The organism is Thioalkalivibrio denitrificans (assembly GCF_002000365.1).
In the GTDB taxonomy this organism is placed as follows: domain Bacteria; phylum Pseudomonadota; class Gammaproteobacteria; order Ectothiorhodospirales; family Ectothiorhodospiraceae; genus Thioalkalivibrio_A; species Thioalkalivibrio_A denitrificans.
This window is the reverse complement of sequence record NZ_MVBK01000082.1, coordinates 1-26,733: the sequence shown is the minus strand read 5'-3', so window position 1 is coordinate 26,733 and position 26,733 is coordinate 1. Positions and strand designations below refer to the sequence as shown.

At 65.0% G+C, this 26,733-nt stretch carries 29 protein-coding genes; 11 read left to right on the top strand and 18 right to left on the bottom strand.

The annotated features are described in order from the left end of the window. Window positions 1–43: 43 nt before the first annotated feature. From B1C78_RS13185 to mltF, 4 genes are all read right to left on the bottom strand, one after another. Window positions 44–1,375, bottom strand: a complete 1,332-nt coding sequence (locus tag B1C78_RS13185) for an MFS transporter (RefSeq protein WP_077279636.1) — start codon at window positions 1,373–1,375, stop codon at window positions 44–46. After that, window positions 1,375–2,454 carry a homoserine O-succinyltransferase MetA gene (metA, locus tag B1C78_RS13180; RefSeq protein ID WP_077279635.1) on the bottom strand — a complete coding sequence of 360 codons (1,080 nt, stop codon included), beginning with the start codon at window positions 2,452–2,454 and terminating at the stop codon, window positions 1,375–1,377. The genes B1C78_RS13185 and metA overlap by 1 nt, the downstream gene beginning before the upstream one ends. 156 nt (window positions 2,455–2,610) lie before the next feature. Then, window positions 2,611–3,450 carry an ATPase gene (locus B1C78_RS13175; protein WP_077279634.1) on the bottom strand — a complete coding sequence of 280 codons (840 nt, stop codon included), beginning with the start codon at window positions 3,448–3,450 and terminating at the stop codon, window positions 2,611–2,613. Between the two features lie 152 nt (window positions 3,451–3,602). Further along, window positions 3,603–4,970 carry a membrane-bound lytic murein transglycosylase MltF gene (gene mltF, locus B1C78_RS13170; RefSeq protein WP_077279633.1) on the bottom strand — a complete coding sequence of 456 codons (1,368 nt, stop codon included), beginning with the start codon at window positions 4,968–4,970 and terminating at the stop codon, window positions 3,603–3,605. Window positions 4,971–5,170: 200 nt separating this feature from the next. Here mltF and B1C78_RS13165 point away from each other — a divergent pair, with 200 nt between their 5' ends. Both B1C78_RS13165 and B1C78_RS13160 read left to right on the top strand, forming a co-directional pair. Continuing rightward, window positions 5,171–7,066 carry an ATP-binding cassette domain-containing protein gene (locus B1C78_RS13165; protein ID WP_077279640.1) on the top strand — a complete coding sequence of 632 codons (1,896 nt, stop codon included), beginning with the start codon at window positions 5,171–5,173 and terminating at the stop codon, window positions 7,064–7,066. A 173-nt stretch (window positions 7,067–7,239) separates the two neighbouring features. Further along, entirely contained in the window at window positions 7,240–7,737 is a 498-nt protein-coding gene (locus B1C78_RS13160) for a GlcG/HbpS family heme-binding protein (RefSeq protein ID WP_077279632.1), read from the top strand. A gap of 196 nt (window positions 7,738–7,933) precedes the next feature. Here B1C78_RS13160 and B1C78_RS13155 read toward each other — a convergent pair whose 3' ends face one another. Then, the gene (locus B1C78_RS13155; RefSeq protein ID WP_245795427.1) at window positions 7,934–8,416 is read right to left on the bottom strand and encodes a SprT family zinc-dependent metalloprotease; all 483 of its coding nucleotides are present in this window, start codon (window positions 8,414–8,416) and stop codon (window positions 7,934–7,936) included. Between the two features lie 256 nt (window positions 8,417–8,672). Between B1C78_RS13155 and B1C78_RS13150 the strand changes: the two genes are divergently transcribed. Beyond that, window positions 8,673–9,098: a hypothetical protein gene (locus tag B1C78_RS13150; RefSeq protein WP_077279630.1), complete on the top strand. Its 426-nt coding sequence runs from the start codon at window positions 8,673–8,675 to the stop codon at window positions 9,096–9,098. 5 nt (window positions 9,099–9,103) lie between these two features. Here B1C78_RS13150 and B1C78_RS13145 read toward each other — a convergent pair whose 3' ends face one another. Together B1C78_RS13145 and B1C78_RS13140 are read right to left on the bottom strand one after the other, a co-directional pair. Then, window positions 9,104–9,379 carry a hypothetical protein gene (locus B1C78_RS13145; RefSeq protein WP_077279629.1) on the bottom strand — a complete coding sequence of 92 codons (276 nt, stop codon included), beginning with the start codon at window positions 9,377–9,379 and terminating at the stop codon, window positions 9,104–9,106. Then, window positions 9,376–9,846, bottom strand: a complete 471-nt coding sequence (locus B1C78_RS13140) for a universal stress protein (RefSeq protein WP_077279639.1) — start codon at window positions 9,844–9,846, stop codon at window positions 9,376–9,378. Before B1C78_RS13140 ends, B1C78_RS13145 begins: the two co-directional genes overlap by 4 nt. Before the next feature lie 468 nt (window positions 9,847–10,314). Here B1C78_RS13140 and B1C78_RS13130 point away from each other — a divergent pair, with 468 nt between their 5' ends. Together B1C78_RS13130 and B1C78_RS13125 are read left to right on the top strand one after the other, a co-directional pair. Beyond that, window positions 10,315–11,466, top strand: a complete 1,152-nt coding sequence (locus tag B1C78_RS13130) for an adenylate/guanylate cyclase domain-containing protein (protein WP_077279628.1) — start codon at window positions 10,315–10,317, stop codon at window positions 11,464–11,466. Window positions 11,467–11,615: 149 nt separating this feature from the next. Then, window positions 11,616–11,822 carry a cold-shock protein gene (locus B1C78_RS13125; RefSeq protein ID WP_077279627.1) on the top strand — a complete coding sequence of 69 codons (207 nt, stop codon included), beginning with the start codon at window positions 11,616–11,618 and terminating at the stop codon, window positions 11,820–11,822. 92 nt (window positions 11,823–11,914) lie between these two features. Here the strand turns inward: B1C78_RS13125 and B1C78_RS13120 are convergent, their stop codons facing one another. From B1C78_RS13120 to B1C78_RS13110, 3 genes are all read right to left on the bottom strand, one after another. Continuing rightward, window positions 11,915–12,403, bottom strand: a complete 489-nt coding sequence (locus tag B1C78_RS13120) for an FKBP-type peptidyl-prolyl cis-trans isomerase (RefSeq protein WP_077279626.1) — start codon at window positions 12,401–12,403, stop codon at window positions 11,915–11,917. A 321-nt stretch (window positions 12,404–12,724) separates the two neighbouring features. Continuing rightward, window positions 12,725–13,876: a ribonuclease D gene (rnd, locus tag B1C78_RS13115; protein WP_139349936.1), complete on the bottom strand. Its 1,152-nt coding sequence runs from the start codon at window positions 13,874–13,876 to the stop codon at window positions 12,725–12,727. Window positions 13,877–13,878: 2 nt separating this feature from the next. Beyond that, a complete protein-coding gene (locus tag B1C78_RS13110; RefSeq protein ID WP_077279624.1) occupies window positions 13,879–14,178 on the bottom strand; it encodes a DUF1244 domain-containing protein in 300 nt (99 codons plus the stop codon). A gap of 29 nt (window positions 14,179–14,207) precedes the next feature. On the opposite strand from B1C78_RS13110, the gene B1C78_RS13105 reads away from it, so the two are divergent. Next, on the top strand, window positions 14,208–14,522 hold the full coding sequence (locus B1C78_RS13105) for a hypothetical protein (protein WP_139349935.1): 315 nt from the start codon (window positions 14,208–14,210) through the stop codon (window positions 14,520–14,522). Window positions 14,523–14,610: 88 nt separating this feature from the next. On the opposite strand, the gene mreD is transcribed toward B1C78_RS13105, so the two are convergent. Genes mreD through B1C78_RS13090 form a run of 3 tightly spaced genes read right to left on the bottom strand, consistent with a single transcriptional unit; the run spans window position 14,611 to window position 17,063 of the window. Continuing rightward, complete coding sequence (gene mreD, locus B1C78_RS13100; RefSeq protein WP_077279622.1) at window positions 14,611–15,105, bottom strand: rod shape-determining protein MreD; 495 nt, start codon at window positions 15,103–15,105, stop codon at window positions 14,611–14,613. Beyond that, entirely contained in the window at window positions 15,102–15,971 is an 870-nt protein-coding gene (mreC, locus tag B1C78_RS13095; RefSeq protein WP_077279621.1) for a rod shape-determining protein MreC, read from the bottom strand. Before mreC ends, mreD begins: the two co-directional genes overlap by 4 nt. Before the next feature lie 45 nt (window positions 15,972–16,016). After that, window positions 16,017–17,063, bottom strand: a complete 1,047-nt coding sequence (locus B1C78_RS13090) for a rod shape-determining protein (protein WP_077279620.1) — start codon at window positions 17,061–17,063, stop codon at window positions 16,017–16,019. 129 nt (window positions 17,064–17,192) lie between these two features. Here B1C78_RS13090 and gatC point away from each other — a divergent pair, with 129 nt between their 5' ends. The 4 genes from gatC to hslO all read left to right on the top strand — a co-directional run bounded on the left by gatC (window position 17,193) and on the right by hslO (window position 21,474). Beyond that, window positions 17,193–17,480, top strand: a complete 288-nt coding sequence (gene gatC, locus B1C78_RS13085; protein WP_077279619.1) for an Asp-tRNA(Asn)/Glu-tRNA(Gln) amidotransferase subunit GatC — start codon at window positions 17,193–17,195, stop codon at window positions 17,478–17,480. Window positions 17,481–17,543: 63 nt separating this feature from the next. Then, window positions 17,544–18,998 (top strand): Asp-tRNA(Asn)/Glu-tRNA(Gln) amidotransferase subunit GatA, encoded by a 1,455-nt coding sequence (gene gatA / locus B1C78_RS13080; protein WP_077279618.1) that lies wholly within the window; start codon window positions 17,544–17,546, stop codon window positions 18,996–18,998. A gap of 96 nt (window positions 18,999–19,094) precedes the next feature. Further along, window positions 19,095–20,528: an Asp-tRNA(Asn)/Glu-tRNA(Gln) amidotransferase subunit GatB gene (gatB, locus tag B1C78_RS13075; protein ID WP_077279617.1), complete on the top strand. Its 1,434-nt coding sequence runs from the start codon at window positions 19,095–19,097 to the stop codon at window positions 20,526–20,528. Between the two features lie 73 nt (window positions 20,529–20,601). Continuing rightward, a complete protein-coding gene (hslO, locus tag B1C78_RS13070; RefSeq protein WP_175628310.1) occupies window positions 20,602–21,474 on the top strand; it encodes an Hsp33 family molecular chaperone HslO in 873 nt (290 codons plus the stop codon). A 144-nt stretch (window positions 21,475–21,618) separates the two neighbouring features. Here hslO and B1C78_RS13065 read toward each other — a convergent pair whose 3' ends face one another. The 5 genes from B1C78_RS13065 to hemA all read right to left on the bottom strand — a co-directional run bounded on the left by B1C78_RS13065 (window position 21,619) and on the right by hemA (window position 26,324). After that, window positions 21,619–22,374 (bottom strand): HesA/MoeB/ThiF family protein, encoded by a 756-nt coding sequence (locus tag B1C78_RS13065; protein WP_077279615.1) that lies wholly within the window; start codon window positions 22,372–22,374, stop codon window positions 21,619–21,621. Between the two features lie 85 nt (window positions 22,375–22,459). Next, complete coding sequence (locus B1C78_RS13060; RefSeq protein ID WP_077279614.1) at window positions 22,460–22,870, bottom strand: hypothetical protein; 411 nt, start codon at window positions 22,868–22,870, stop codon at window positions 22,460–22,462. 157 nt (window positions 22,871–23,027) lie between these two features. After that, window positions 23,028–23,861: a peptide chain release factor N(5)-glutamine methyltransferase gene (prmC, locus tag B1C78_RS13055; protein WP_077279637.1), complete on the bottom strand. Its 834-nt coding sequence runs from the start codon at window positions 23,859–23,861 to the stop codon at window positions 23,028–23,030. A 100-nt stretch (window positions 23,862–23,961) separates the two neighbouring features. Then, window positions 23,962–25,044, bottom strand: a complete 1,083-nt coding sequence (prfA, locus tag B1C78_RS13050; RefSeq protein ID WP_077279613.1) for a peptide chain release factor 1 — start codon at window positions 25,042–25,044, stop codon at window positions 23,962–23,964. Then, window positions 25,041–26,324, bottom strand: a complete 1,284-nt coding sequence (gene hemA / locus B1C78_RS13045; RefSeq protein WP_077279612.1) for a glutamyl-tRNA reductase — start codon at window positions 26,322–26,324, stop codon at window positions 25,041–25,043. The genes prfA and hemA overlap by 4 nt, the downstream gene beginning before the upstream one ends. Here hemA and B1C78_RS17970 point away from each other — a divergent pair. Beyond that, window positions 26,323–26,454 carry a hypothetical protein gene (locus tag B1C78_RS17970; RefSeq protein WP_281250610.1) on the top strand — a complete coding sequence of 44 codons (132 nt, stop codon included), beginning with the start codon at window positions 26,323–26,325 and terminating at the stop codon, window positions 26,452–26,454. The genes hemA and B1C78_RS17970 overlap by 2 nt on opposite strands. Window positions 26,455–26,733 lie beyond the last annotated feature (279 nt).

The window sequence follows — 26,733 nt, the reverse complement described above, 5'->3', positions numbered from 1 at the left end:
CCCCATGAGGGGGAGGGGATCTATGCCTTGGACGCCTCACGCCTCACTGCTGCACCTCCTCCAGCCGCCAGGCGCTGGCGGCGCCGGCGAGCGCCATCAGACCGAGCAGGGCGATGGTGGCCGCCACACCGGCCACGTCGGCCACCAGGCCGAAGAGTCCGCCCGCCAGCAACAGCGCGCCGACCACGGTGTTGCTCACCGCAACGTAGGAAGCGCGGGTTTGCTGGGTCGCCATGTCCACCAGGTAGGTTTTGCGGCCCAGCCGCACCCCGGAGTGGGCAATGCCGATGATGAGGAACAGCAAGGCGAAGAGGTACGGGCTGCGTGCCCAGTCCGCCTCCAGGGCGGACAAGCCAAAAGCCGCCAGCCCGAGGACGCCGGCCACGATGCCAGATGCCACCAGCACCAGCCGGCTGGAGCGGTCCGACAACCGGCCCCACACGGGCGCGCTCAGGCCGCCCGCGAGTCCGGTGGCGATGATCATCAGGCCCAGGCTTCCGAGGTTTCCGTCGGTCTGGCGCTGGGCCAGCATGACGTAGAAAGGCATGGCCAGGGCCGTGCTCATGAGCAGGGCGCGCGTGATGACGAAATGCCGGAACAGCGGATCGGTCTTCATGAGGCCCAGGGAGCGGATCGCCTCGTTGACGGCGTTGCCGCCCCCTTCCGTGGAACCGGGCACCTCCTTCACCGCAGCGAAGATCGCTGCCGCCAGGAACCACAGCAGCCCTGCCGCCAGAAGCAAGAGAGCGAAGAAGCCGACGCTGGCCGCCTGCTCGGCCTGCAGGGCCACCCACCCGCCGACGCCCAGCGTGGCGAAGCCCGCGATCGCCGCGGCATAGCCCATGACCGTGCCGCGGCGGGTCTTGGCGATGGTCTTGCCCAGCACATCCTTGGAGGCCACGGAACTGACACCCCGGGACAGCGCGAAGAAGGCCAGCAACCCCAGCAGCGCCCAGCCTGCGGCGGCGCCGGTCAGCGTCAGCGCCACCAGCGCCATGCCGAACACGGCCATGCCCTGTCCGATGCTGCCCCCCACCCAGAACCACTTGCGGATGGCCGCCCGCCGGATGTGCGCCGCCACAAACAATTGCGGCAACAGCGACCCGGACTCCCTGACCGGCACGAGAAAGCCCGCCAGGAAGGCCGGCGCGCCCAGCGCGGACATGAGCCAGGCCAGCACCAGCTTGGCGCTGGCCAGTTCGTCGCCAATCTTGCTGGCCGTGTTGGAGGCGATGTGCAGGAAGAAATTGCGCGGCATCTCCCGACAGGCATCGTCGGGGATGTCCTTGCAGACCCGGGCGTCCTCGTCGCCGGCGATCAGGTCATAGAGCACGGCCGCCGGGCGGGGCAGCGACGCGGTATCGGGTTCAGCCATCAACCCGTCTCGCGCAGCGCCTTGAGGGGGTTGGCGGGATCCACGTTGTTCTTGAAGGGCCGGCGGCGATCGATGTGCGTGAGCTGGTACACGATGCCGATCCAGTTGTTGATCACCGCCTCGGCCGTGTCATGCCAGGTGTTGTCCAGGCTCGAAGTGATCAGCGCCTCGGGCAGTTCCGGCACCGGCGCACGCCGCGCAAGCGCCGCCTGCACGCGCTCCCGGTGCTCGTCCAGGATGGCCTGCGAGCGTGCCGTGAAGTAGTGCTCGGGGAAGGGCGGGTAGGTGTCGATGGCCCCCGCGACGTAACGCTTGACCTCCCGCTTGTACTCCTTGAGCAGCGAGATGATGTCGTACTCCGGATGGCCCTGGAAGAACACGATGCGCAGGCCGTCCTCGCTCACGGCCAGGTGCGGACCGGCGGTGTCGCTTTCGGCCAGCACCTTGAGGCCCTGCCCCTCGAACTGGCTGCGGGAAATCTCGTTGAAGCGCGAATGGGGTACGTCGAAGCGCGTGTTTACGCCCGACACCAGCGGGTGGCGGCGGTCCAGGACCCGGTGCGGGTAGACGCCCCAGCGCTTGAACCCCAGGGGCTGGCGCTTCTGTCCGTAGCGGAACTGCATCACCGCGTGGGTGGCCAGGCAGGAGCACAGCGTCGAGGTCACGTTCTCACATGCCCAGTCGATGACCTCGATGAGCGGCTCCCAGAATGGCTCCAGGGACAGGTCGCTCTGGGTGACGTTGGCGCCGGTGATGATCAGCGCATCCAGCCCGTCGCGCTTGATCTGCTCGAAGGTTTCGTAATAGCGCTCGATGTGCGCGCGCCCCTCCGGACCCCTGGGCAGGGTGTCCAGGGTGAAGGGATGCATGTAGAACTGGGCGATCTGGTTGCTCTGGCCGACCAAGCGGAAGAACTGCCGTTCCGTGGCCCGGATTGCCGCATCCGGCATCATGTTCAACAGGCCCACGTGCAGCTCGCGGATCTCCTGCTGCACGGCCGTGTCGCCGGACAATATCGTCTCCCCCTCCTGCGCGAGGCGCTCGAACGTGGGCAGGTCTGTGTGGGCGACGAGGGGCATATATCAAGTATGAAGGATGAAGTATGAGGGATGAAGCTGGTTCTGCATCCTTTCGTAGGAGCCCGGCCCTCCGGGCGAAGAGTCAGTGGCCAATCCTGCCATCTGTTCGCCCGGAGGGCCGGGCTCCTACGCGGAGGCAGAGATGGCCGCTTGTCTCTATCGCTCAAGCGCGCATTCCACCAGTGCCAGGAAGTCCTCCTCCGTGCGGACCTGCGAGAGCTCCTCCGTGGTGACGGTGTAGCCGTATTCCCGGGCGATGGCCTCGTAGCGGGGGATGCGGGAGCGGAACAGGCGTGGGAACATCCAGCGCACGAAGTCGTCGGGATCGATCTGGGCCACGTACTCGATGCCGTGGGTCTGCTGGTACTCGCGCAGTTGGGTGTCCAGAAAGTCTTCGCGGTAATAGAGCGGCTTGGGGTTGGACTCGGCCCTGTGAATCAGGTGGTGCTCGTCGGCCTCGCTGGCCTTGATGTAGAGCATGAGCGTGTGGTCCGCCAGCAGCTTGAGGGTCTGCGGGTCGTCCAGCTCGCAGACGCTGCCGCCGGCATCGTTGACGAAATGCTCGTAGCCGTAAATGGTGCGTGCCTTGCCGATGAACTCCGGCACGTCGCGCATGGCGGCCACCTCGGCCACGTGATGCAGGGCCTGGCGGCGCTTGAATTCGGTGAGCGGCAGGCCGCCTTTCTCCGGATCGCCCAGCTTGCCCAAAAAGCTCGAGACGGGCTGCAGGTTGTCCACGGTGATATTGTTGATGATGAAGATGGAATCCGAGCGCAGCAGTTCCCGCAGGAACGGCACCTGCATCGCCTGGCGCTTGATGTTGTCCAGAATCGGTTCGTCCAGGTAGCGGGTGCCGATCCGGTAGTCGCCCGAGTAGTGGAACCAGTGCCGGCGCCGCAGGACCTGCGCCAGTCGGGTCTTGCCCACACCGGACATCCCCAGCAGGGTAATGCTCTTGTGCGGCCAGTCGCGGAATTCCTGGCGGGTGAATCTCACTGTGCGCTCCGAGGAATGATCTTGGATCGGAGGGGGTATTGTAGCGGGATTCAATTTTAAAGATTCAAAATTCAAGATTTAAGATTCAAGGGGCATCGTTTCTGCCACGACGCCAAGCCACCTTTGAATCTTGAATCTTGAATCTTGAATCCTCAGTCATCCAGTTCCCTGATCAGAATTTCCCGGTAATTGCGGATGCGCCGCACGTATTCCACGGGCTCGCTGCCGCGCGCGTAGCCGAAGCGCAGGTTGCGGTGATAACGGGGTTGCGCCAGCAGCGGCAGTACCTCCCGGAACTCCACCCAGTTGTCCGGGTCGCGTCCCAGATCGCGGGCCAGCCCCCGGGCGTCGAACACGTGTCCCATGCCGATGTTGTAGGCGGCCAGGGCGATCCAGGTCCGGTCGGGTTCCTCGACCGAGTCGGGGAGGCGGTTGCGGAGATCCGCCAGGTAGCGGGCACCGCCATGAATGCTCTGCGCCGGATCAAGGCGGTTGTCCACCCCCAGATCGCCGGCGGTGCGCAGGGTCAGCATCATCATACCCCTCACCCCGGTGGGGCTGCGTGCCGACGGGTCCCAGTGGGATTCCTGGTAGGCCTGCGCGGCCAGCAGGGTCCAGTCCAGACCATGGGTCTCGGCCGCTTCCTCGAACAGGGGGCGGAACCGGGGCAGGCGCGAATGAATGCGTCGGCGATAGCGCGCCACGTCCACGTAATCGAAGATGTCCACGTGCCCGTAATAGCGCCCCTGAAGCGTGGACAACAGCCCGTTGTCGTCGAGGCCCGCGAACCATCGTTCCAGCTCTCGCCTGAGCCCCCGTGAGTCCGGCGGCAGCATCCAGGCCAGCGATTCCTCCTCAGTCAGGGGCATGATGACCTGGAGTTCGGGGAAGTAACGCCGGTTGATGGCAACGATGTTGGAGTCCGCCACCGCGCAATCCACCTCGCGCTTCCACACCAGCTCCAGGATCTGCTCCGTGGTCAGGTCCGGCCGCGCTTCCCAGGTCAGGTCCGGGACCTCCGTACGCAGTTCCTCCAGACGCTCCACGTAGCTGCTGGAGGCGGTGACCATGATCTGCACATCGGCGAGGTCCTCGATGCTCCCCGGGTTCGCGCCGCCCCTGCGGCACACCAGCTGCTGCTGCACGGCCAGGTAGCCGGGACCAAAGGCGAAGCGTCCTTCGCGGCCCGCCGTGCGTGTGAGGCCCGCGGCCGCCAGGTCACCTTCACCTGCCTCCAGGGCGTTGATCACGTCATCGACGCTGTCGCGGATCACGAAGCGGGGTGAGACGCCGAGATGTTCGGCGAAGGCGCTGACCAGTTCGTACTCGAATCCCACCTCTCCGTCCCGACCGTAATAGTAGGTGGTCGGGGCGTTGCGGGTGATGACCAGCAGTTCACCGCGATCGGATATCGCCTCGAGGTCGGGGGAGGCTGCCTCTTCACTGCTGCAGGCCGAGAGGCTCAGTGACAGACCCAATCCCAGCGCAAGTCGCAGGTTGGAGAAGATCGCAGGTCGCATGGTCCGGATTCCGCGTGTGGTCTTGTTCTTCAGGCTCCCCACCGGCCACTTTGGCAGATGCAGGGCGATGAAGCCGCCCGGCCAATTCCCGTATTATGCTCGGATTTTCGGTCCCGAGCATGATCGCGCCGGGAACCCGCCTGCCGGAGCGAGCCGTTGGAACAGGACAGCGCAAGACCCCGTATGCACGTGTGCGCATCATGCCGATACTGACGCTTCGCGAGGTCAGCCTGAGCTACGGCAGCGCCCCGTTGCTGGACGGCGTGAATCTGTCCATCGAAGCCGGCGAGCGCATCTCCCTGGTGGGCCGCAACGGCGCGGGCAAGTCGACGCTCATGCGCGTGCTGACCGGAGACGTGGTGCCCGACCAAGGGGAAGCTGTACGCGCGGACGGCCTGCGCGTGGCGATGCTCACGCAGGCCGTACCCGCGGGCACCAGGGGCAGTGTGTTCGATGTGGTAGCCGGGGGGCTTGGGGCCACCGGCGAACGTATACGCCGCTATCACCGGGCGGTACAGGCGCTCGCGGCGCGGCCAGGTGACGCCGCCGCGCTGGGCGAACTGGAACGTGCCCAACATGATCTGGAGGCGGACGATGGCTGGCATCTCGAGCAACGCGTCGAGACGGTGCTGTCCCGGCTCGACCTGCCGGCGGACGACGACTTCGGTGCGCTCTCCGGCGGGCTGAAGCGGCGCGTGCTGCTGGCCCGAGCGCTGGTCGCCGAACCGGACCTCCTGCTGCTGGACGAGCCCACCAACCACCTGGACATCCAGGCCATCGAATGGCTCGAGACCTTCCTGCTCGGCTTTGGGGGCACACTGCTCTTCATCACCCACGATCGCGCATTCCTGCGCCGCCTGGCGACGCGCATCATCGAACTGGACCGCGGGCGGCTCACCGACTGGCCCGGGGACTACGACACCTACCTGCGCCGCAAGCAGGAGGCCCTGGACGCCGAGGAGCGGGCCAACGCGCTGTTCGACAAGAAGCTGGCGCAGGAGGAGGCCTGGATCCGCCAGGGAATCAAGGCCCGGCGCACGCGCAACGAGGGGCGCGTACGGGCGCTCAAGGCGCTGCGGGCGGAGCGCGCGCGGCGTCGTGAGCGGGCCGGTACTGCAAACCTGCAGATCCGGGATGCGGAGCGTTCCGGGCGGCTGGTGATCGAGGCGGAGGGGGTGTGTTTCGGGTACGGCGGCGAGCCTGTGATCCGGGATTTCTCCACACTCATCCTGCGCGGTGACAGGGTGGGGCTCGTCGGTCCCAACGGGTCGGGCAAGACCACGCTCTTGCGCCTGCTGCTAGGCAGAGTTGCGCCGCACAGCGGCCGCGTCCGTCTCGGCACGAACCTGGAGGTGGCCTACTTCGACCAGCACCGGGAAGCGCTGGACGAGGAGGCCAGTGTGGCGGACAACGTGGGCGAGGGCCGCGACCGGATCATGATCGGCAGCGAGTCGCGTCACGTGCTCTCCTACCTGCAGGATTTCCTGTTCGAACCGGCGCGCGCCCGACAGCCGGTGAAGGCGCTCTCGGGCGGCGAGCGCAACCGCCTGCTGCTGGCCAAACTGTTTACCCGGCCCGCCAACCTGCTCGTGCTGGACGAGCCTACCAACGATCTGGATGCGGAGACGCTGGAGTTGCTGGAAGAGCGGCTGGTGGCGTTCACGGGCACCGTGCTGGTGGTCAGCCACGACCGTGCCTTTCTCGACAATGTGGTCACGAGCATCATCGCCTTCGAAGGGGCGGGGCAGGTCAATGAATACGTGGGCGGGTACGCTGACTGGCTGCGCCAGCGGCCTCCCGCGCCCGAACCCGAACAGTCGGCGCCCCCGTCGCCCAAACCCGCACCGGCGCCCCGGCTGGAGGCTGGCGGCAAGCCGAAAAAGCTCAGCTACAAGGACCAGCGCGAACTGGCGTCCCTGCCGTCACTCATCGAAACCCTGGAGGCGGAGCAGGCGGAACTCACGGCCCTCCTGTCCGACCCGGACGTGTATCGCCAGTCGCCGGAGAAGGTCTCCCGCGCGCAGGCCCGTCTCGCCGAGATCGAATCGGAGCTGGCCCGGTGCTACGAGCGCTGGGAGATGCTGGAAGGATCGTGATTCAAGATTCAAGATTCAAGATTCAAGGTTCAAGGTTCAAAGGAAAATCGCCCCACCCTTTGAATCTTGAATCTTGAATCTTGAATCAGAGTTACGCTGCCCGGTCTCGGGTGCCTGCCTCCGGGCAGGGGCTCAATGATGGCTCACTAACGATTGCACCAGGAGGAATACCCATGAGATGGTCCCTGAAGATACTGGGCTGTGCCGCGCTGGTTGCTTCGGTTTCCGGCGTGTCCGCCAACGATGTCATCAACGTCAAGCGCATGACCATGGAACTGGCCCGGGACATCGCCACGGCGTCCGTGGAGGCCTGCAGGGCCGACGGTTACCAGGTGACCGCCGTGGTGGTGGACCGCAGCGGTGACGTGCAGGCGGTGCTGCGTGACGTGCTTGCCCCGCGTTTCACTTATCAGATCGCCCGGGACAAGGCGGCTGCGGTCATCCTCTCCGGGGTGAAGTCGTCGGTTTTTCGGGCCAATCGCGAGGACATCCGCATGGAGATGAACCACGTGGACGGCATCCTGGTGCTGGAGGGCGGCGTTCCCATCGAGGCGGCCGGCTATCTTGTGGGCGCGGTGGGTGTCTCCGGTGCCCCCGGCGGCCACCTGGACGAGGTCTGCGCCCTCAAGGCCATCGAGACGGTTCAGGAGCGCCTGGACTTCGCCATGTGAATCCGGCACTCGGTCAGGGAACGACGATCTCTCGCAAAGGCGCGAAGCGCGCCAAGTAAAACGCATCATGCTCCCTGATCACGGGAACAGTGTATCGATTCGAGCGGATTTGCACTCATCACAGTTCCCTTTGCGCGCTTCGCGCCTTTGCGAGAGTCCCGTGCCCCCGACTTGGGGGTCGGCGTTTCGTCCCCGGTCAGGATTCAGGCACCCACACCAGCCGCTCCCCGCAGGCCCGGCAAAGGTAGTGCCGTTGGCCTTTTCGGACGTGGCGATGCTGACGCGGCCCCAGGGCATGGCTGCGGCATGCGCATCGGTAGAGGTGCTGGTCGAGCACCCGGGCCAGGGTCTCGGGGCAGGTGCGGTGGGTCACCCGCGGCTCGACGCCGAACAGTGCCATCACTCGCTGCCACTCCCGCCCATGGGGACGCACCTTCTTCGGGCCGTAACAGCGATAGACCGCCGAATGAGCCACCTCGTGAGCCACGGTGTCGGGGATATGCGCCTCCGGAGTTGCCGCGAACAGCAGTTCGTTGAAGCGCAGGCGCTCCACGCCTCGTTGCACCCGCCATTGCCCCGCGGTGCGGCCGCGCAGGTCGAAGCGTACCTCGGGGACTTCCGGGCAGAAGCCGAAGTGTCGGGCTGCTGTTTCGTAGAAATCGCCGATGAGTGTCACCACCTCGAGCCGTGTTTCGGCGTCGAGTGTATATGCAGTGTTCCTGTTGGATGGAACAGGTTTATATCGTGATTTGGCAGGCATGATCAGTCGGTTTTTATCTGTTTATCCGAGGTGAGGGAGGAGCAGGAGGGGTGCGATGCATTGTCATCAGGCCACGCATTTGATTTTGATTTTTAAATGAAATTTGTACTATATTCACATTGGAATTTACCGGATTTTTCTTGTTCATTTACTTTTATCCCCAAGAGGTTCTCCGATGCCCAAGCGCAAGAGTATTGAAAACCTGTCGTCCGAGGAGTTGTATCGTATCGCCCGCGAGCGCGAGGAGCAGGAGCGCCTGCAGGAAGAGGAAACCCGTCGGGAAGAACTCAAGGCGCTGCGCGAGGAGCGCAAGGCACTGGTGGCGCGACACCGTTCCGAACTCGCCGCCCTGGATCGGCAGATCCGCGCCCTGGGCGGACGCACCGCCGGCCGCGCGGCGGGCCGTGCGCGTGGCGGTGCCAGTCTCAGCCAGATGGTACTGGATGCGGTAACCCAGGCGGGTCGCATCAGCACGGCCGATCTGCGTGCCCAGCTGGAGGGCCGTGGCGTCAATGCGAAGAATCTGCCCCAGACGTTGGCCTATCTGAAGCGCACGGGCCGGCTCAAGTCCCGCGGGCGCGGCGTTTATTCTCCCGCCTGACACGGTCATTCGTCGCCCTGAGCCATGGCCCGGATCCTGCGGGCCGTGTCCTGCGACAGCATCAGGGCGTTGACCGTGCTTTCGTAGAGTCTCCCCTCCTGCTTGAGCCGCCGGATGCGTTCGGCATCCCGGGCGGCGTCCAGCACGACGAAGTCCCGGCCTTCCACGAGGTTGCCGGCCAGGCGCTTGAAGCATCGGAATGCGCTGCCCTTGGGTTGGCCCCCGGCTTCGTCGATCTCGCGTACCGTGTGCCACTGGGCTTGCGGCTCCACCGACGTCATGTGTCATCCGCACCGGTTTCGGGGGCGGAGACCCGTACGGCCAGCACGTCACAGGGCGCGTGATTGAGCACAGAGTGGGCCGTGGAACCCAGCAACCGGCCCAGACCGGTCCGGGTGCTCGATCCCAGCACGACCAGGTCGACGTCCAGTTCCTCGGCCAGGCGGTTTATCTCCAGGTGCGGGATGCCGGCCACCACCCGGCGCTCGGCGGCATCCGTCGCCAGGCCGCTGAACAGGGCGTCCAGCCGGGATCGCGCACTGTCCAGAGCCGTGTCCAGGTCCATCTCGAGCCCAGGCAGGGTGCCCAGCCCGTAATCAAGGTCCGGCAGGGGCCGGTGCTCCACCACGTGCAGCACGGTCATCCGGCATGCCCCGGGCGAGGCCAGCGTGCGCGCGCGGGACAGTACCGCTGCGGCGGTGGCCGACAGGTCGACGCAGACGAGCAGGTGGCGGTAGCCGGGTTTCATGGCGGGTTCCCCCATCCGGACCAAGGGTCATGACCTGAGTGTACACGCGGTGGAGGTGCCTGGCCCGACCGGCGAATTCCGCTTGTTATGGCGGTAATTTTGTCTTAAGCTCAAGCCGTTACATGGAACTTTTGCCAAAAAGGCGAGTTTTCATGCGTAACCTGATGAATGATAAAGAAGATAATAGGGCTGGTTCGGGGGAAGGGGAAAGACGGCGCCGGGAGCGAAGATGCCCGGACCTGGAGCCGCGTTTTCCCTGTTTCGACTTCGAAGGGCGTCTGATCCACGAGGACCGTCGGCGTGTCCCCGATCGCCGTGTGCGCATCCAGGTGGAGTGGATCGGATCAGACTAACCCGCCCATCGGCGATGTTGGCATTCCCGTCGTGCATTGCCGCTCTCTGAGACTCAACTCACGTTTTTCTCTCTAAGCTAAGAGGTCCGTGAACCCTGGAACGGATCCTGCTTAGATGCAGACACATGGATTTCCCAGACCCGAGGGCGGGTCAGATGACAAGTCGGCAAGAGTACCGGCACGCACGCTCCTGGTGGTGGATGATCAGGAGGTCAACCGGAAGATCCTCGCGCGCCATCTGGAGCTGCTGGGGTACCGTGTCATCACCGCGTCCACCGGACGAGGCGCCCTTGAGCTCGTGCGCAAGCATGATGTGGACGGTGTGGTGCTGGACGTGGTCATGGAGGGCATGGACGGTCTCGAGGTCTGCAGGCGGCTCAAGGCCGATCCGGCCACCTGGCTGATTCCGGTGGTCATGGTGACTGTGCTCAACAACCAGGCCGACCGGATCAGGGCCATGGAGGCCGGGGCCGACGAATTCCTTTCCAAGCCCGTATATCCCGAGGAACTGAGTGCCCGCATGCGCTCCCTGATGCGCTGGCGTGAGGCGCGTGAGGCCCTGGAGCAGGCCCGCCTTGACCAGATGCGCGCCCTGTTCGGCCGCTACCTGTGCCCGGAGCTGGTGGAGGACCTGCTCGCCTCGGCCGAGGGTCGCCCCGAGGATCTGCTGGCCCGCAGCCAGCGTCGCGACGCCGTGGTCATGTTCGCGGACCTGCGTGGGTTCACGGGGCTCGCGGAGCGACTGGAAGCGGACACCGCCGTGGAGCTGCTCAACGATTACTTCGCCATGGCCACCGGTGTGGCCCATGCGCACAAGGGCACCGTGTTCAGCATGGCGGGCGATGCGCTGCTGGTGGGATTCGGTGTACCCCTGACGCAGGCCGATGCCGCGGACCGGGCGTTCGACTGTGCACGCGAAATGCAACGGGCATTCGGTGAGCTCCGGACACGCTGGCAGGACAGATGGCAGGTGGACAGCGGCCTGGGTATCGGTCTGAACCGCGGTGAGGTGGTGGTCGGCAACGTCGGCTCCGAGGCCTTCATGAGCTACACGGTGGTGGGCGACGCGGTGAACGTGGCAGATCGCCTGCAGAAGCAGGCGGACGCGGGTGAGATCCTGCTCTCGGGCCGGGTCCACGAGGGTTTGTCGCCGGACCGGGCGAAGACCTGTGAACGCATGGCCAATCCCTTGTTTTTAAAGGGTCGAACCCGTCCGTTGCCGGTACTTCGCTGGAGCGAAAGGGACGACGCCGGGCGGGAACGCTGAGGCGACGCGGCCCGGATGTCTGGAATCCGGGGGGGCGAGTGGCTAGACTGGACCTCTGTGGGTTTGTCGGCGGGGCGGCGACGTCCGGACGATGTGCCTCAGAAGCAAAATGCAGAATAAGAGTCCTAATCGAGTTGAGGTCAAGTTCAATGTCTACCGGAATCGTGAAATGGTTTAACGAGTCCAAGGGATTCGGTTTCATCGCCCCCGAAGAAGGCGGCGCCGACGTGTTTGTGCACTACTCCGCCATCAATGCCGAGGGATTCAAGACGCTGTCGGAGGGGCAGCGCGTGAGTTTCCAGGTGCAGCAGGGCCCGAAGGGCCTGCAGGCCGTGGATGTGACCCCGCAGAGCTGAAAAGCGGCGCAATCGCGTTTTGCACTAACCAGGAACCCCGCCACTCAGGCGGGGTTCTTGGTTTATGGACGGTCTTGTGAAGAGGGTGCGACTCAGTGCTGGTGACCGCCAGGCCCGTGGACGTGCCCGTGGTCCAGCTCCTCGGCAGTGGCCTCGCGCACGTCGCGCACGGTGACGTCGAAGTTCAGCGTCACGCCCGCCAGGGGATGGTTGGCGTCGATGGTCACGGCGTCACCGTCCAGTGCCGTGATGGTGACCACCCGGATGCCGGTTCCGTCCTCATTGCCCGCGTGGAACTGCATGCCCACCTCCAACTGGTCCACGCCCTGGAACTGGCTGCGGTTCAGTACCTGGGTCAGGTTGTCGTCCCGGTCGCCGTAGGCCTGCTCGGGCTGTACCGTCACCTTGACGTTGTCCCCGGTCTGGCGGCCTTCCAGCGCCTGTTCCAGTCCCGGGATGATGTTGTTGGCGCCATGGAGATATGCGAAGGTGCTGCCCTCGTCTGAACGGTCGATGACCTGGCCCTGGTCGTCCGTGAGCACATAATCCAGACTCACGACCTTGTTCTTGCTGATCTGCATTGGGGGCACTCCCGCCGGAGCATATGAATGAACGGGCAGTTTAACGCGGTGCAGGCGGGGCGTCACGGAAACCGCCGGGAGGAACCGGCTTCAGAAAGTGAGAAGTGGGAGATTGGAAGTGAGAAGGGGGAATTGGGAAGTGGGAATTAAAACCACCCTCACCCCAACCCTCTCCCTGAGGGAGAGGGAGAAAAAGGCCCCCGATGCGGTGGTCTTAATTCCCTCCCCCTCAGGGGGAGGGCCAGGGAGGGGGTGGTTTTCATTCCCACTTCCCAATTCTCACTTCTCACTTCCAATTTCTCACTTCCCAATTCGCCCTTCTCACTTCTCCAGCTCCATCTCCCCGTCGCGCACCCGGATCTGAAGTGATCCCGCCAGCCAGCCGCGGATGGCGTCGCCGGCCAGTCGTGCGCGCCAGCCGTGCACCAGGTCCGAATCCCGGTCTCCGCAGACCACGGCTTCGACGTCGCGGCGGCTGGCGATGGCGGCAGGACTGATTTCGTTTTCGCGGGCCCGGTGCCGGAGGATCCCCATGGCCACGTCCACCAGTGCCTCCTGTTCCGGGGCCAGCGCCCTGCGTTCCGGCAGAACGGGCCACTGCTCCTTGGGCAGGGCCGTTCCCTCGCGAATCAGTGACAGCAGTTCTTCGCCGAGTCGCTTGAAGGTGCGCTCTTCGAGGCCGCGCACCTTGCCAAGGCCGCGCAGGTCCGTGGGCTGACGGCGTGCCAGTTCCAGCAGGACGTCGTCGGACAGGATCCAGCGCCGGGGCCGGTCACTGCGCATCGCCTGACGTTCCCGCCAGGCAGCCAGATGTTTCAGGACCGCAAGCTGACGGCCCTTGAGATGCTGTGTCCCCTTGACGCGCTGCCAGGCGCCTTCGGGGTCCGGTTCGTAGCGCGCCGGGTCGCTCAGTGCCCGGAAATCCTCCTCCAGCCAGTCCAGCCGACCCAGTCTCTCCAGCTCCCGGACGATGATCGGATAGGCCTCGGCCAGGTAGCGCACGTCGTCGGCGGCGTAGGCCAGCTGTTCCGCCTCGAGCGGGCGAAGCGACCAGTCGGTGCGTGCGTGGCCCTTCTCGAGGCTTCGCCCCAGCACCGTTTCCACCAGGCGGGCATAGCCGATCTGGTCCCCGTAACCCAGCAAACCTGCGGCCACCTGCGTATCAAAGACCGGGGCCGGAACCGCGCCGGTCTTCAGATACAGGATCTCCAGATCCTGATGGGCCGCATGGACGACCTTGGTCACGGAAGCATCGAGCAGCAGTGGCTCCAGCGGCCCGAGGTCCCCGAGCGCCAGGGGGTCGATACAGGCCAGTGCCGAGTCGGTGGCCAGCTGGATGAGACACAGCTGCGGGTAGTAGGTCTTTTCGCGGATGAACTCGGTGTCCAGGGCGATCCAGGATGCACCGGTCAGTTCCTGGCAGAAGGCGTGGAGTTCGGATTCGTTGTCGATAAAGCGTACGGGGTCGACCACGGTCAGTGGTCCCGGGGCTGATTCCGCGCGAAGGCCTCCAGTTGTTCCCCGCTGGCCTCCTGCTGGTACCTGTCTTTCCATTCTGAGTAGGGCATGCCGTACACGATCTCCCGCGCCTTGTTGTAGTCCACATTCTGTCCCCGCTCCTGCGCCGCCGCGCTGTACCACTTGGACAGGCAGTTGCGACAGAAGCCGGCGAGGTTCATGAGATCGATGTTCTGCACATCCTTGCGGCTGTCCAGATGTTCCAGCAGGCGACGAAACACGGCCGCCTCGATCTCGGTGCGGGTCTTGTCGTCCATAGGGTGATGTCCTCGATGATCCGGCTTGGATGAATGGAACCCGGGGTGCCCGGCTCGGAAACGCGGGCAATTTGCCCGACACGACACCGGATTGTGGCCATTATACTCACGTCCGGCTTGATTACGGTGTGCCGCTGTACCTGGCAATGCTGGTGCCCGATCGGGAGGTGATCAGCCTGCGTTTCATGGAAGTGACCAAGGAGCGCAAGTCAGCGGCGGATTACCTTGAGAACCATGAACAAGCACACCATGTCCTGTGGTTCACCCGGCGAACCTCGCCGGACGATCCCTGTGAGGCCTTCCGGCGTCAACTGGAAGGAATGGGGAAACGGGGAAATGAGTGATTCAAGATTCAAGATTCAAGATTCAAAGGAGAGTGCGGCACCTTGAGCTTTGTCCCTTGAATATTGAATCTTGAATCTTGAACCGCTTTCATCCACTCAGCGCCAGGCACCAGCGGCGCCGTACGTCCCGGAGCAGGACGAACAGCCAGGGCCAGAGGATCATGCTGCTGACCAGGGGCGCCCAGAACAGCCAGGTGCCCGGCGCATGGCCGGTGATGCCATGTACCCACAGCACCGGCAGGAGATAGACGGCCAGCAGGGCGCCCACGGTGATGGCCTGCTGCCAGAGCGGGAAGACCCGTACGCGCTGGTGCATGCGGTTGCTCAGGTACGCGATGACTGCGAAACCCAGTGCGTGCTGACCCAGCAGCGCGCCCTTGGCGACGTCCAGCAGGAGACCCAGACCCCAGCCGACACCGACGCTGAAATGGCGGGGCAGCGCCATGCTCCAGTAGATCAGCGTCATGGCCAGCCATTCCGGCCGCCAGGGCGCGGCCCAGTCGGGCAGCGGCACTACGGTCAGGGCCAGCGCGATGACGAACGTCAGCGGAATGATCCAGCGCCAGGCCTGGGAATCGCTCATGGCAGGACCTCTTCGGGTTCCGTGAGGTGGTCCGTAGGCACGACGATTTCCGGTGCGTCCGGTTGAGCGGCCGGGGTGAGCAGCAGGACTTCGCGGGAGCGGTCCAGCCTGGCCAGCGGGCGGGCCTCCACGTGGGCGAATGCCTCGCCCGGAATGCGCTCCACCCGGGTGATCTCCGCCACCGGGTAATCCGCCGGGAAGCGGCCCCCAAGCCCCGAAGTGCTGATGATGTCGCCGGGTTCCACGTCCTCGGCAGGTGGGATGTGACGCAGCTCAAGCCGGTCGGGGCTGCCGGTGCCCACGGCCAGGGTGCGCAGTCCGGTGCGATTGACCAGCACCGGCAGCGCATGGCTCGGGTCGGAGATCAGCAGGACAACACTGTGCAGGGGATGGCTCTCCAGCACCTGGCCCACCACGCCCTGGGCGTTGATCAGGGGCTGGCCCGGGTAGGCGCCGTGCATGCGTCCCCGGTTGATGATGATCTGCTGGCGGAACGGGTCCAGGTCCACGGACATGATCTCGGCGATCATCAACGGATCACGCAGCCGGGTGGAGGTGTCCAGGAGCTGGCGCAGGCGGGTGTTTTCTTCCTCCAGCGCCTCGAAGCGCAGCATGAGGGCATTGAGCCTGAACTGCTCCTCGCGCAGGCGGCGGTTCTCGGCCACCAGCTGCTGGTGCGTGCTGACCTGTTCGCTGAGCCATGCGGTCGCCTGGACCGGCACGTCCACGGCGACCTGGACAGGGTAGATCACCAGGGCGAGGGCGGCGCGCAGGTTCTCCACGTGCTGGTGGCGGTGATCGGCCCACATGAGGCCGATGGAGAGCAGGGCCAACAGCGCCAGTCGGGCTGCGGGGGACGGCCCCAGGTTGAACAGCGGCTTCTTGATAGTGCGCCCCCCGTAACGAAGCCGTTACTCGACCGCCAGGAAATCCGCCCCGTGTTCGTCCAGCATCTCCAGCACCCGGCCGCCGCCGCGGGCGACACAGGTCAGCGGATCGTCGGAGATCACCACCGGGATTCCGGTCTCTTCCATGAGCAGGCGATCCAGGTCGCGCAGCAGGGCGCCGCCTCCGGTGAGCACGATGCCGCGCTCGGCCACGTCCGCGCCCAGCTCCGGCGGCGTCTGCTCCAGCGCCGTGCGCACCGCGCTGACGATGCCGTGCAGGGGTTCCTGCATTGCCTCCAGGATCTCGTTGCTGTTGAGCGTGAAACTGCGCGGGACGCCCTCTGCGAGGTTGCGGCCCTTGACCTCGATCTCCAGCAGCTCCTTGCCCGGGTAGGCCGATCCGATCTCGTGCTTGATGCGCTCCGCGGTGGCCTCGCCGATGAGGATGCCGTAGTTGCGGCGCACGTAGGCGGTGATGGCCTCGTCGAACTTGTCGCCGCCGATGCGCACCGAGGACGAATACACGATGCCGTTCAATGACATGACGGCCACCTCGGAGGTGCCGCCGCCGATGTCGAGCACCATGGAGCCGCGCGCCTCGTCCACGGGGATGCCGGCGCCGATGGCTGCCGCCATGGGCTCCTCGATGAGGTAGACCTTGCGGGCGCCCGCGCCGGCCGCGGATTCGCGGATGGCCCGGCGTTCCACCTGGGTGGCGCCGCAGGGCACACATACCAACACCCGGGGGCTGGGCCGGAAGAAGCGGTTCTGGTGCACCGTCTTGATGAAGTGCTGCAGCATCTTCTCGGTGGTTGTGAAGTCGGCGATGACGCCGTCCTTCATGGGGCGGATGGCCGTGATGTTCTCGGGTGTGCGACCGAGCATCTTCTTGGCCGCCGTGCCCACCGCCTCGATGCTGCGCGGGCCGCCCGGGCCACGGTCCTGCCGGATGGCCACCACCGACGGTTCATTGAGCACGATGCCCTTGCCTCGCATATAAATGAGCGTGTTGGCGGTGCCGAGGTCGATGGAGATGTCGTTGGACAGGAAGCCGAAAACGCGGTTGAACATGATTTTTGTAGTAATGCCCGGAGGATAGGAAAGCCGCTACTCTAGCAACGGGGTGGGCTTTGGGCAAGGCGCGGTTTGTGCTACTTTTAGCCGCTTCACAGATCCACCCCACGTGCCCCGGAGCCCTGCATGTCCCTGTCCCATGACGATGTGCGAAAGATCGCTCTTCTCGCCCGCCTTGCCGTGAACGACGCGGACGTGGATGCCTATGCCCGAAACCTTTCGAGCATCCTGGCGTTTGTGGAGCAGATGGAGGCCGTGGCCACCGATCATGTCACCCCCATGGCCCATCCCCAGGACACTGCCCAGCGCATGCGCGACGATGCCGTCACCGAGGCTGATCAGCACGAGAAGTTCCAGGCCATCGCACCGGCGGTGGAAGCCGGGCTGTACCTGGTGCCCCGAGTGATCGAATGACCGACTCGGCGAGCCCAAGGCGCGTCATCTCCTCACCCCCGTTATTGAGCCCCGGTTTCCAGCATGCACGATAAGACCATCGCCGAGTTGTCCGCCGCCCTGGCACGGGGCGAGTTCTCCAGCGTCGAGCTGACCGAGCATTTTCTCGGACGTATCGAATCCCTCGACGGCGGGCTCAACAGCTTCGTGACGATCACCGGCGAGCAGGCGCTGGCCGCTGCCCGGGAAGCGGATGCACGGCGCGCCAGGGGCGAGGCCGGCCCGTTGACCGGCGTGCCCATGGCCCACAAGGACATCTTCTGCACCGACGGCGTGCGCACCACCTGCGGCTCGAAAATGCTGGACAATTTCATCGCCCCCTACGATGCCGGCGTGGTGGAGCGTTTCAGGGCGGCGGGCTGTCCCATGCTAGGCAAGACCAACATGGACGAGTTCGCCATGGGCTCGTCCAATGAAACGAGCTTCCACGGGCCGGTGAAGAACCCCTGGGACACCGGGCGTGTGCCCGGCGGTTCGTCGGGCGGTTCGGCCGCCGCCGTGGCGGCCCGACTGACGCCGTCGGCCACGGGTACCGACACGGGCGGTTCCATCCGTCAGCCCGCATCGCTGTGCGGTGTGACCGGCATGAAACCCACATACGGGCGCGTATCGCGCTGGGGCATGATCGCGTTCGCTTCGAGTCTGGATCAGGGCGGCCCCATGGCGGCCAGTGCCGAGGACTGTGCGCTGCTGGCCAACGTGATGTGCGGTTTCGACGGCCGTGATTCCACCAGCATCGAATGCGCCGACGAGGACTTCACCGCCCGGCTCGACGAGCCGCTCAAGGGCCTGCGCATCGGACTGCCGCGCGAGTTCTTCGGCGACGGCATGGCGCCCGGCGTGGCGGCGGCCGTGGACGAGGCGATTGGCGAATACCGCAAGCTCGGCGCCGAAGTGAAGGACGTGACGCTGCCCAACTCGGGCCTGTCGGTGCCGGCCTACTACGTGGTGGCGCCCGCCGAGTGCTCCTCCAACCTGGCCCGTTTCGACGGCGTGCGCTACGGCTACCGTTGCGAGAATCCGAAGGACCTGATGGATCTCTACACGCGATCCCGGGGAGAAGGCTTCGGCGCCGAGGTCAAGCGGCGCATCATGGTGGGTACCTACGCCCTCTCGGCCGGCTACTTCGACGCCTACTATCTCAAGGCCCAGAAGGTCCGGCGTCTGATCGCCGAGGATTTTCGAAAGGCCTTCGAGGACGTGGATGTCATCATGGGCCCCACCTCGCCCACCACGGCGTTCAGGCTGGGGGAGAAGACCGATGATCCGGTCAGCATGTATCTCTCCGACATCTACACCATCGCCGTGAACCTGGCAGGTCTGCCCGGCATGTCGATCCCGGCAGGCTTCAGCGACGGCCTGCCCGTGGGTCTGCAACTGATCGGCAACTATTTCGAGGAAGCACGCCTGCTCGGTGTGGCGCATCAATATCAGCTGGTCACCGACTGGCATCAGCGAATCCCTGGGGGATTCGCGTGAGATACCGCAGATACAAGGTACAAGGGCAAAGGTACAAGGGATTCAACCTGCCTTTCCCTTGTACCTTGTATCCTTGCCCTTGTACCTGAGGTTCATATGGATTGGGAAACTGTCATCGGGCTCGAGGTTCACGCCCAGCTCGCGACCAAGAGCAAGATCTTCTCCGGTGCCTCCACCGCTTACGGCGCCGCGCCGAATTCCCAGGCCTGCGCGGTCGACCTGGGATTGCCGGGCGTGCTGCCGGTGCTGAACCGCGAGGCCGTGCGCATGGCGGTGAAGTTCGGGCTCGCCATCGACGCCGAGATCGCGCCGCGCTCCGTGTTCGCGCGCAAGAACTACTTCTATCCCGACCTGCCCAAGGGCTACCAGATCTCCCAGTACGAGCTGCCCGTGGTGGGCCTCGGGCGCATCGAGATCGAGCTGGAGGACGGCGAAACCAAGACCATCGGCATCACCCGCGCGCATCTGGAGGAAGATGCCGGCAAGAGCCTGCACGAAGACTTCCACGGCATGAGCGGCATCGACCTCAACCGCGCCGGCACGCCGTTGCTGGAGATCGTCTCCGAGCCGGACATGCGCTCGGCGAAGGAGGCGGTGGCCTACCTGAAGAAACTGCACGCCCTGGTGCGCTACCTGGAGATCTGTGACGGCAACATGCAGGAAGGCTCCTTCCGTTGCGATGCCAACGTCTCCGTGCGGCGAAAGGGCACCGAGAAGTTCGGCACCCGGGCCGAGATCAAGAACATCAACTCCTTCCGCTTCGTGGAGCGCGCCATCAACTTCGAGGTGGAGCGACAGATCGACATTCTGGAAGGGGGTGGCGCCGTGGTGCAGGAAACCCGGCTCTTCGATCCCGACAAGGGCGAGACCCGTTCCATGCGCTCCAAGGAGGAGGCCAACGACTACCGCTACTTCCCCGACCCGGATCTGCTCCCCCTGGAGATCGATTCGGGTTTCATTGAAGCGGTGCGCGGGACGCTCCCGGAACTGCCCGACGAAAAGAAGCATCGCTTCATGACGCACTACGGCCTGTCCGCCTACGATGCCGGCGTGCTCACCGCCAGTCGCGAGATGGGCGACTACTACGAGGCCGTGGTCAAGGCCTGCGGCGGCCACGCCAAGCTCGCCGCCAACTGGGTGATGGGCGAACTCTCCGCCGCGCTGAACAAGGACAACCGGGAGATCACCGAAAGCCCCGTCTCCGCCGAGGCCTTGGGGCGGATGCTCGCACGCATCGAGGACAACACCATCTCCGGCAAGATCGCCAAGGATGTATTCGAAGCCATGTGGAACGGTGAGGGCAGTGCCGATGAGGTGATCGAGAAGAAGGGCCTCAAGCAGATCACCGACACCGGCGCCATCGAGACCATCATCGACAAGGTGATCGCCGACAATCCGTCCCAGTTGGAACAGTACCGCGCCGGCAAGGACAAGCTCTTCGGCTTCTTCGTCGGTCAGGTGATGAAGGCGACGGGCGGCAAGGCAAACCCCGCTCAAGTCAATGACCTTCTGAAGCGAAAGCTTCAGTAAGGCAGATACAAGGTACAAGGGTAAAGAGACAAGGGGTTTTCTCCCTTTTGCCCTTGTATCTTGTACCTTTACCCTGATGTCTTACGATACCCTGCGCCGATTCATTCTCGAGTCCACCAACGTACGCGGTGAGTGGGTCAGTCTCGAGGCCGCCTGGCAGGCACTGCTTGAACGCCACGAGTATCCGCCGGTGGTGCGTGACCTGCTGGGCCAGGCGCTGGCGGCGGTGGCGCTGCTGTCGGCGACCATCAAGTTCGATGGCTCCCTCATCCTGCAGGTCACGGGCAACGGTCCGCTCAATCTGCTCGTGGTCCAGGCCAACGGGCGCGGCAACGTGCGCGGGCTTGCCCGCTGGCAGTCCGAGGTGCCCGCCAGCGGGCTGGCCGCGCAGTTCGGCGACGGGCGCATGGTCATGACCATTGACCCCGGTGAGGGGCGCGATCGCTACCAGGGCATCGTGCCCCTGGAGGGGGACACCCTTGCCCAGGCACTGGAGGGTTACTTCAGCCGCTCCGAGCAGCTGCCCACGCGCCTGTGGCTGGCTGCGGACGGCCGCCGCGCGGCGGGGCTGCTGCTGCAGTCATTGCCCGGCGAGCAGCGCGACCCGGACGCCTTCAACCGGGCCGTTGTGCTTGCCGAAACCCTCAAACCCGACGAACTGCTGGACCTGCCGGTGGAGACCGTGCTGCACCGGCTCTACCACGAAGAGGATGTGCGCCTCTACGAGGGTACTCCGGTGAGTTTTCGCTGCTCGTGCTCACGCGAGCGCGTGGCGGACATGCTGCGCAACCTGGGCTATGCCGAGGTGCGCGGCGTCCTGGAGGACGAAGGGGTGGTGGAAGTCCACTGCGAGTTCTGCAACGCCGGCTACCGCTTCGACACCGTGGACGCCGAGCAACTCTTCGCGGCTGGCGAGTCGCCTCCGGGAACCCGGACACGGCACTGACGGCAATGAACGCAGAGACCACAGAGACGCAGAGTACGCGGAGAAACCGGAATCGATAAAGGCCGGTCCATTGGCTGCGCTGAAATGTGCTCAAATCCCTTCGCGTTCTCTGCGTCTCCGCGCCCTCTGCGTCACATCACCAGACTACCCGACGTCACTTAACTCCCCGCAAACCGGACAACCCGGATCCTTGCGCAGTTTCATGGTGCGCCATTCCATGGTCATGGCGTCCAGGACCATGAGGCGGCCGCGCAGGTTGGGCAGACCGATGATGGTCTTGAGCGCCTCGGTGGCCTGCAGGGTCCCCATGACGCCCGGAAGGCTGGCCAGCACCCCGGTTTGGCTGCAGCGCTCTCCCAGTTCCTCGCCTTCCCTGTACAGGCAGCGATAGCAGGGGCTGTCCGGTTTGGCCGGTTCGAACACGGAGATCTGACCCTCGAAGCGGATCACCGCCGCAGAGACCAGCGGCTTGCCGTGCCGCACACAGGCGGCGTTCACGGCGAAGCGCGTGGCGAAGTTGTCGGTGCCGTCCAGCACGATGCTCGCTTCGCGCACGGCCGCGTCAAGCGCCTCGCCCTCCATGCGGTCATCCAGCGTGCGCACGTTGACCTCGGGATTGATGGCGGCCAGCTTCTCCGCTGCCGAAGCCACCTTGAGGCGCCCGATGTCGGCCGTGTGGTGGATGATCTGGCGCTGCAGGTTGGACAACTCCACGGTGTCCGGGTCAGCGATCGTAATCGTGCCCACACCGGCCGCCGCCAGATACAGCGCGACCGGCGCGCCCAGCCCGCCGGCCCCGACGATCAACGCGTGGGCATCGAGGATGCGCTGCTGGCCGGCGATCTCCACCTGCGGCAGCATGATCTGCCGGCTGTAGCGCAGAAGCTGTTGGTCGTTCATGGGTCAGAAGGTACAAGGTGCAAGGTACAAGGGCAAAGGGGATTGATCCCCTTGTACCTTTGCCCTTGTATCTTGTACCTGCCTCTTACAGATATCTCCGCCAGTGTCGCGGCCGGTGGTCGCGGCAGCCGTGCTTGTTCTGGCGGTAAAGATTGACGAACACCTTCCGGGCGCAGTTGCCGAGGCACTGGTTGGGCAGGCCCAGGTTGGCGCGGATAGTGTCCTCGGTATAGTTGTACAGGGCCCGCTTCACCTTGATCATCAGGCTGTTGTCCAGGTGGAAGCCGAGTTCGGTGAGGGCGGACTCCAGTTCGGCGTAGGTGAGGTCGCGCAGATCGTAGGTCACCACGAGCCGGTTCAGCCCCAGCACCCGTACCTCCCGGATTGCCTCCGTGTCAGACAGCAGCAGGCAGGCGGCCTGCGCCTGGTCTGCCTCGCTGTGCGGGCCCCGGAAGGCCACTTCCCGGTGGCGGATGAATTCATCGCTTGAGTCCATGAAACCACATGGTAAACCGAGGGGCGGATTAATCAAGAGAAAAGGTAGGGGATTGTTGAGCTGGGAAGTGTGAATTGGGGTTGAAGTGAGAAGTGTGAATTGGGAAGTGCGAATTTGAAGGATCTTTTTTCCCACTTCCCAATTCACACTTCTCACTTCAACCCCATAGTCCTCCGCTGACCCGTTCGTGGCCTGCCAGATCCTGCCAGGTCTCTACGTCCCGAAAACCCGCCTCCCGAAGCAGTCGGCGCACTGCCTCTCCCTGGTCATATCCGTGCTCCAGCAGGAGCATCCCGCCGGGGTGCAGGTGGGCCGGGGCGCCTGAGATGATGACCTTCAGGTCGTCGAGCCCCTGTTCTCCCGCGGCCAGCGCGTGGCGGGGTTCGAAGCGCACGTCGCCGCGGGCCAGGTGGGGGTCGTCGTCAGCCACGTAGGGCGGATTGGAGACCACCAGGTGGAAGTGCCGGCCCTGCAGCGGTTGCCACCATTCGCCCTCGAGAAACGCCACGTTTCGGATCCCGTGGCGCTCCGCATTTGTTCGGGCGACGGCCAGCGCTGCGGGGTTGGCATCAGTCGCCACGATGCGACAGGCAGGCCGCTCGCTGGCCAGGGCCAGCGCGATGGCGCCGCTGCCGGTGCCCAGATCGGCCACGTCCCATCGGGCATCTTCGGGAATGCATGCCAGGGCCTGTTCCACGAGACGTTCCGTTTCCGGGCGCGGGATCAGCACATCGGGGGTGACACACAGCTCCAGGGTCCAGAATCCGCGCCGGCCGGTGAGGTAGGCGACGGGTTCGCCCGCCATGCGCCGTGCATGAAGTGCACGAAACGCCGCCGCGGTCTCCGGGGGGACCGGTTCATCGTCATGCGCGAGAAGCCAGCCTCGATCCCGGCCCAACAGGTGGCCCAGCAGGATTTCGGCCTCCCGGCGGAGATCGCCGCGAGGGGCCTCCGCCAGCAGGCCGCGAACGGTGTCAGTGTTGCCCTGCATGGATGTCAGGTCGAGGTTCAAGATTCAAAATTCAAGATTCAAAGGGGTGAGGGGCCCCTTCCGCTTTGAATCTTGAATTTTGAATCTTGAACCTCGCATTTCACTCCGCCAGGGCCGCGAGCTGCTCGGCCTGGTGCTCGCTGATCAGCGGGTCGATCACCGGGTCCACGTCGCCGGCCAGGACGGACTCCAGTTTGTAGAGCGTCAGGTTGATGCGGTGGTCGGTGACCCGGCCCTGGGGGAAGTTGTACGTGCGGATGCGCTCCGAGCGGTCGCCGCTGCCCACCAGGCTGCGGCGCTCGGCGCTCTGGGCGTCCTGCTGGCGTCGCTGCTCTGCCTCGAACAACTTGGCTGCGAGCAGGCTCATGGCCCTGGCCTTGTTCTTGTGCTGAGAGCGCTCGTCCTGGCACTCGACCACGATGCCCGTGGGCAGGTGAGTGATGCGCACGGCGGAGTCGGTCTTGTTGACGTGCTGGCCGCCCGCGCCGCTGGCCCGGTAGGTGTCGATGCGCAGGTCCGCCGGGTTGATCTCCGGGGCCTCCACTTCGTCAGGCTCCGGCATCACCGCCACGGTGGCGGCGGACGTATGGATGCGGCCCTGGGATTCCGTCTCCGGAACCCGCTGCACGCGGTGCGCGCCGGACTCGAACTTGAGCCGCGAGTAGGCCCCTTCTCCGATCACCCGGGCGATGACCTCCTTGTATCCGCCGTGCTCGCCCTCGCTCTGTGACAGGATCTCCACCTGCCAGCCCCGGTTCTCCGCATAACGGGTGTACATGCGCAACAGGTCGCCCGCGAAGATTGCGGCCTCGTCGCCGCCGGTGCCGGCGCGGATCTCCAGGAACAGGTTGCCGTGATCGTGAGGGTCCCGCGGGATCAGGAGCTTCTGCAGTTCAAGCTCCAGTGTCTCCAGCCGTTCCGTGGCGGCATGAACCTCGTCCTCGGCCATGCGGCGCATTGCCGGGTCGGGGTCCCGGAGCATCTCCCTGGCGGATTCCAGGTCCCGCGCAGCCGCTTCGTAATCCCGAAACGCGTTGACCACGGGTTCCAGCTGGCTGTATTCCACGGACAGTCGCCGGAACAGGACGTTGTCCGCAATGGTTTGTGGATCGGAGAGCAGGCCGGACAATTCCTGGAAGCGGTCGGAAATGCCCTCCAGGCGGTGGCGCATGGAGTCCTTCACGCGTCGTCGTCCGTGTTCTGCAGGCGCCGCGTCTGGGGAAGGTTGAACAGGGTGTGAGCGGCGTCCAGCAGGTCCAGGCGCCCGTCCCGCGCGGCCCGGTTCATGCCGGAGCACGGGTCGTGCAGCAGCTTGTTGGTCAGCGTGTGGGCCAGGTAGCGCAGCGCCTCCTGGGGGTCCTTGCCCTGGGCGGCCATCTGCAGGGCCCTGTCCAGGACGTCCTGCTGGATGCGCGAGGCCTTGTCCCGGAATGCGCAAATGGTGTCCACCGCATCCTGTGCCCGGAGCCAGCCCATGAAATCCAGCACCTGTGCCTCGATGATCTCCTCGGCCTGATGAGCCGCTTCCCGGCGCGACTGGAGGTTCTCCTGAATGACTTCCTCAAGGTCGTCCACGGTATAGAGGTACACGTCATCCAGCTCGCCCGCCTCGGGCTCGATGTCACGGGGCACCGCGATGTCCACCATGAACACGGGCTTGTGTTTTCGGGCCTTCAGGGCGCGTTCCACGGTGCCCTTGCCCAGCACCGGCACGGGACTGGCCGTGGAGGAGATGACGATGTCCGCATCAGGCAGCCGGGACGCGATCTCCGTGAGCGTGATGGCCTCCCCCTGGAACTGGTCGGCCAGGCTGCGCGCCCGGTCCAGGGTGCGGTTGGCCACCAGGATGTGGCCGATGTGGTTGCTGTGCAGGTGGCGTGCCGCCAGCTCGATGGTCTCGCCGGCGCCGATCATCAGCGCGGTCAGCGGTTTGAGATCGCCGAAGATCTGTTTGGCGAGGCTGACCGCGGCGAACGCGACCGACACTGCGCTGGCACCGATGGCCGTCGAGGTGCGCACGTTCTTGGCCACGGAGAAGGCATGCTGGAAAAGGCGGCCCAGTTCGCGCCCCAGGGTGCCGGCCTCGCTGGCGCTCTGATAAGCGAGCTTCATCTGCCCGAGTATCTGGGGTTCGCCCAGCACCAGGGAGTCCAGGCCGCAGGCGACCCGCAGCGTGTGGCGCACCGCCTCCTCCTCGCGGTGGTGATACAGATAGGGTGCCAGGTCCGTGGGCTTGAACTGGCGGTACTCGCCCAGCCAGTGCACCACGCGTTCATCGTCGCTGCTGGGATTCTGGCGGAAGTAGATCTCGGTGCGGTTGCAGGTGGACAGGATCGCGGCCTCCTCGACGCCTGTCTGGCGCAGGCGCCGCAGGGCCTCCCCCATGTTCTCCGGAGGGATGACCACGCGCTCCCGGATCCCTACCGGGGCCGTCTTGTGATTGATGCCGATGGTGAACAGCATGGATGAGAAAATCACTGGGCAGCCGCAGATTTTGCGTCATGGCGGTTCGGCTTACAAGCGAAAGGCACTGGACAAGCCTTTGAGACAAGTGAAGAAATCCATCCTGGTTGCGTGGGTCCGCAAGGCTTGAGCGCAGGCTGAACAAACGCCGCAATGTCCGTGGCGTCGGGGTATTCTGCCTGCCGGTCCGGCGCCGGGTGGAACCTGACAGCGCGACGGGACACTAAACCGGAAACGCCCCCTAGCTGTGATCTCTCAATACGTTGTTCATCCGGGGTGAGCTGCTGGCAGGCAGAGCCGGTTGTAGGAGCCCAGCCCTCTGGGCGAACCAGCACTGGTACAACACCGGTTCGTTCGCCCAGAGGGCTGGGCTCCTACCACAAGCATCGCAGGACACTAGCAGCCTGTC

Excerpts from the sequence above, each read along its gene's own strand:
- B1C78_RS13125 (WP_077279627.1), top strand. The coding sequence starts at position 11,616 with ATGTCTACCGGAATCGTGAAATGGTTTAACGAGTCCAAGGGATTCGGT.
- hemA (WP_077279612.1), bottom strand. The coding sequence starts at position 26,324 with ATGCTGTTCACCATCGGCATCAATCACAAGACGGCCCCGGTAGGGATC.
- B1C78_RS13165 (WP_077279640.1), top strand. The coding sequence starts at position 5,171 with ATGCCGATACTGACGCTTCGCGAGGTCAGCCTGAGCTACGGCAGCGCC.
- B1C78_RS13160 (WP_077279632.1), top strand. The coding sequence starts at position 7,240 with ATGAGATGGTCCCTGAAGATACTGGGCTGTGCCGCGCTGGTTGCTTCG.
- mreD (WP_077279622.1), bottom strand. The coding sequence starts at position 15,105 with ATGAGCGATTCCCAGGCCTGGCGCTGGATCATTCCGCTGACGTTCGTC.
- B1C78_RS13130 (WP_077279628.1), top strand. The coding sequence starts at position 10,315 with ATGCAGACACATGGATTTCCCAGACCCGAGGGCGGGTCAGATGACAAG.
- gatB (WP_077279617.1), top strand. The coding sequence starts at position 19,095 with ATGGATTGGGAAACTGTCATCGGGCTCGAGGTTCACGCCCAGCTCGCG.
- B1C78_RS13120 (WP_077279626.1), bottom strand. The coding sequence starts at position 12,403 with ATGCAGATCAGCAAGAACAAGGTCGTGAGTCTGGATTATGTGCTCACG.
- B1C78_RS13185 (WP_077279636.1), bottom strand. The coding sequence starts at position 1,375 with ATGGCTGAACCCGATACCGCGTCGCTGCCCCGCCCGGCGGCCGTGCTC.
- mltF (WP_077279633.1), bottom strand. The coding sequence starts at position 4,970 with ATGCGACCTGCGATCTTCTCCAACCTGCGACTTGCGCTGGGATTGGGT.
- B1C78_RS13150 (WP_077279630.1), top strand. The coding sequence starts at position 8,673 with ATGCCCAAGCGCAAGAGTATTGAAAACCTGTCGTCCGAGGAGTTGTAT.
- B1C78_RS13065 (WP_077279615.1), bottom strand. The coding sequence starts at position 22,374 with ATGAACGACCAACAGCTTCTGCGCTACAGCCGGCAGATCATGCTGCCG.
- metA (WP_077279635.1), bottom strand. The coding sequence starts at position 2,454 with ATGCCCCTCGTCGCCCACACAGACCTGCCCACGTTCGAGCGCCTCGCG.
- B1C78_RS17970 (WP_281250610.1), top strand. The coding sequence starts at position 26,323 with ATGGATGAGAAAATCACTGGGCAGCCGCAGATTTTGCGTCATGGCGGT.
- B1C78_RS13140 (WP_077279639.1), bottom strand. The coding sequence starts at position 9,846 with ATGAAACCCGGCTACCGCCACCTGCTCGTCTGCGTCGACCTGTCGGCC.
- B1C78_RS13145 (WP_077279629.1), bottom strand. The coding sequence starts at position 9,379 with ATGACGTCGGTGGAGCCGCAAGCCCAGTGGCACACGGTACGCGAGATC.
- gatA (WP_077279618.1), top strand. The coding sequence starts at position 17,544 with ATGCACGATAAGACCATCGCCGAGTTGTCCGCCGCCCTGGCACGGGGC.
- B1C78_RS13090 (WP_077279620.1), bottom strand. The coding sequence starts at position 17,063 with ATGTTCAACCGCGTTTTCGGCTTCCTGTCCAACGACATCTCCATCGAC.
- B1C78_RS13105 (WP_139349935.1), top strand. The coding sequence starts at position 14,208 with ATGAATGGAACCCGGGGTGCCCGGCTCGGAAACGCGGGCAATTTGCCC.
- gatC (WP_077279619.1), top strand. The coding sequence starts at position 17,193 with ATGTCCCTGTCCCATGACGATGTGCGAAAGATCGCTCTTCTCGCCCGC.
- B1C78_RS13060 (WP_077279614.1), bottom strand. The coding sequence starts at position 22,870 with ATGGACTCAAGCGATGAATTCATCCGCCACCGGGAAGTGGCCTTCCGG.
- prmC (WP_077279637.1), bottom strand. The coding sequence starts at position 23,861 with ATGCAGGGCAACACTGACACCGTTCGCGGCCTGCTGGCGGAGGCCCCT.
- B1C78_RS13110 (WP_077279624.1), bottom strand. The coding sequence starts at position 14,178 with ATGGACGACAAGACCCGCACCGAGATCGAGGCGGCCGTGTTTCGTCGC.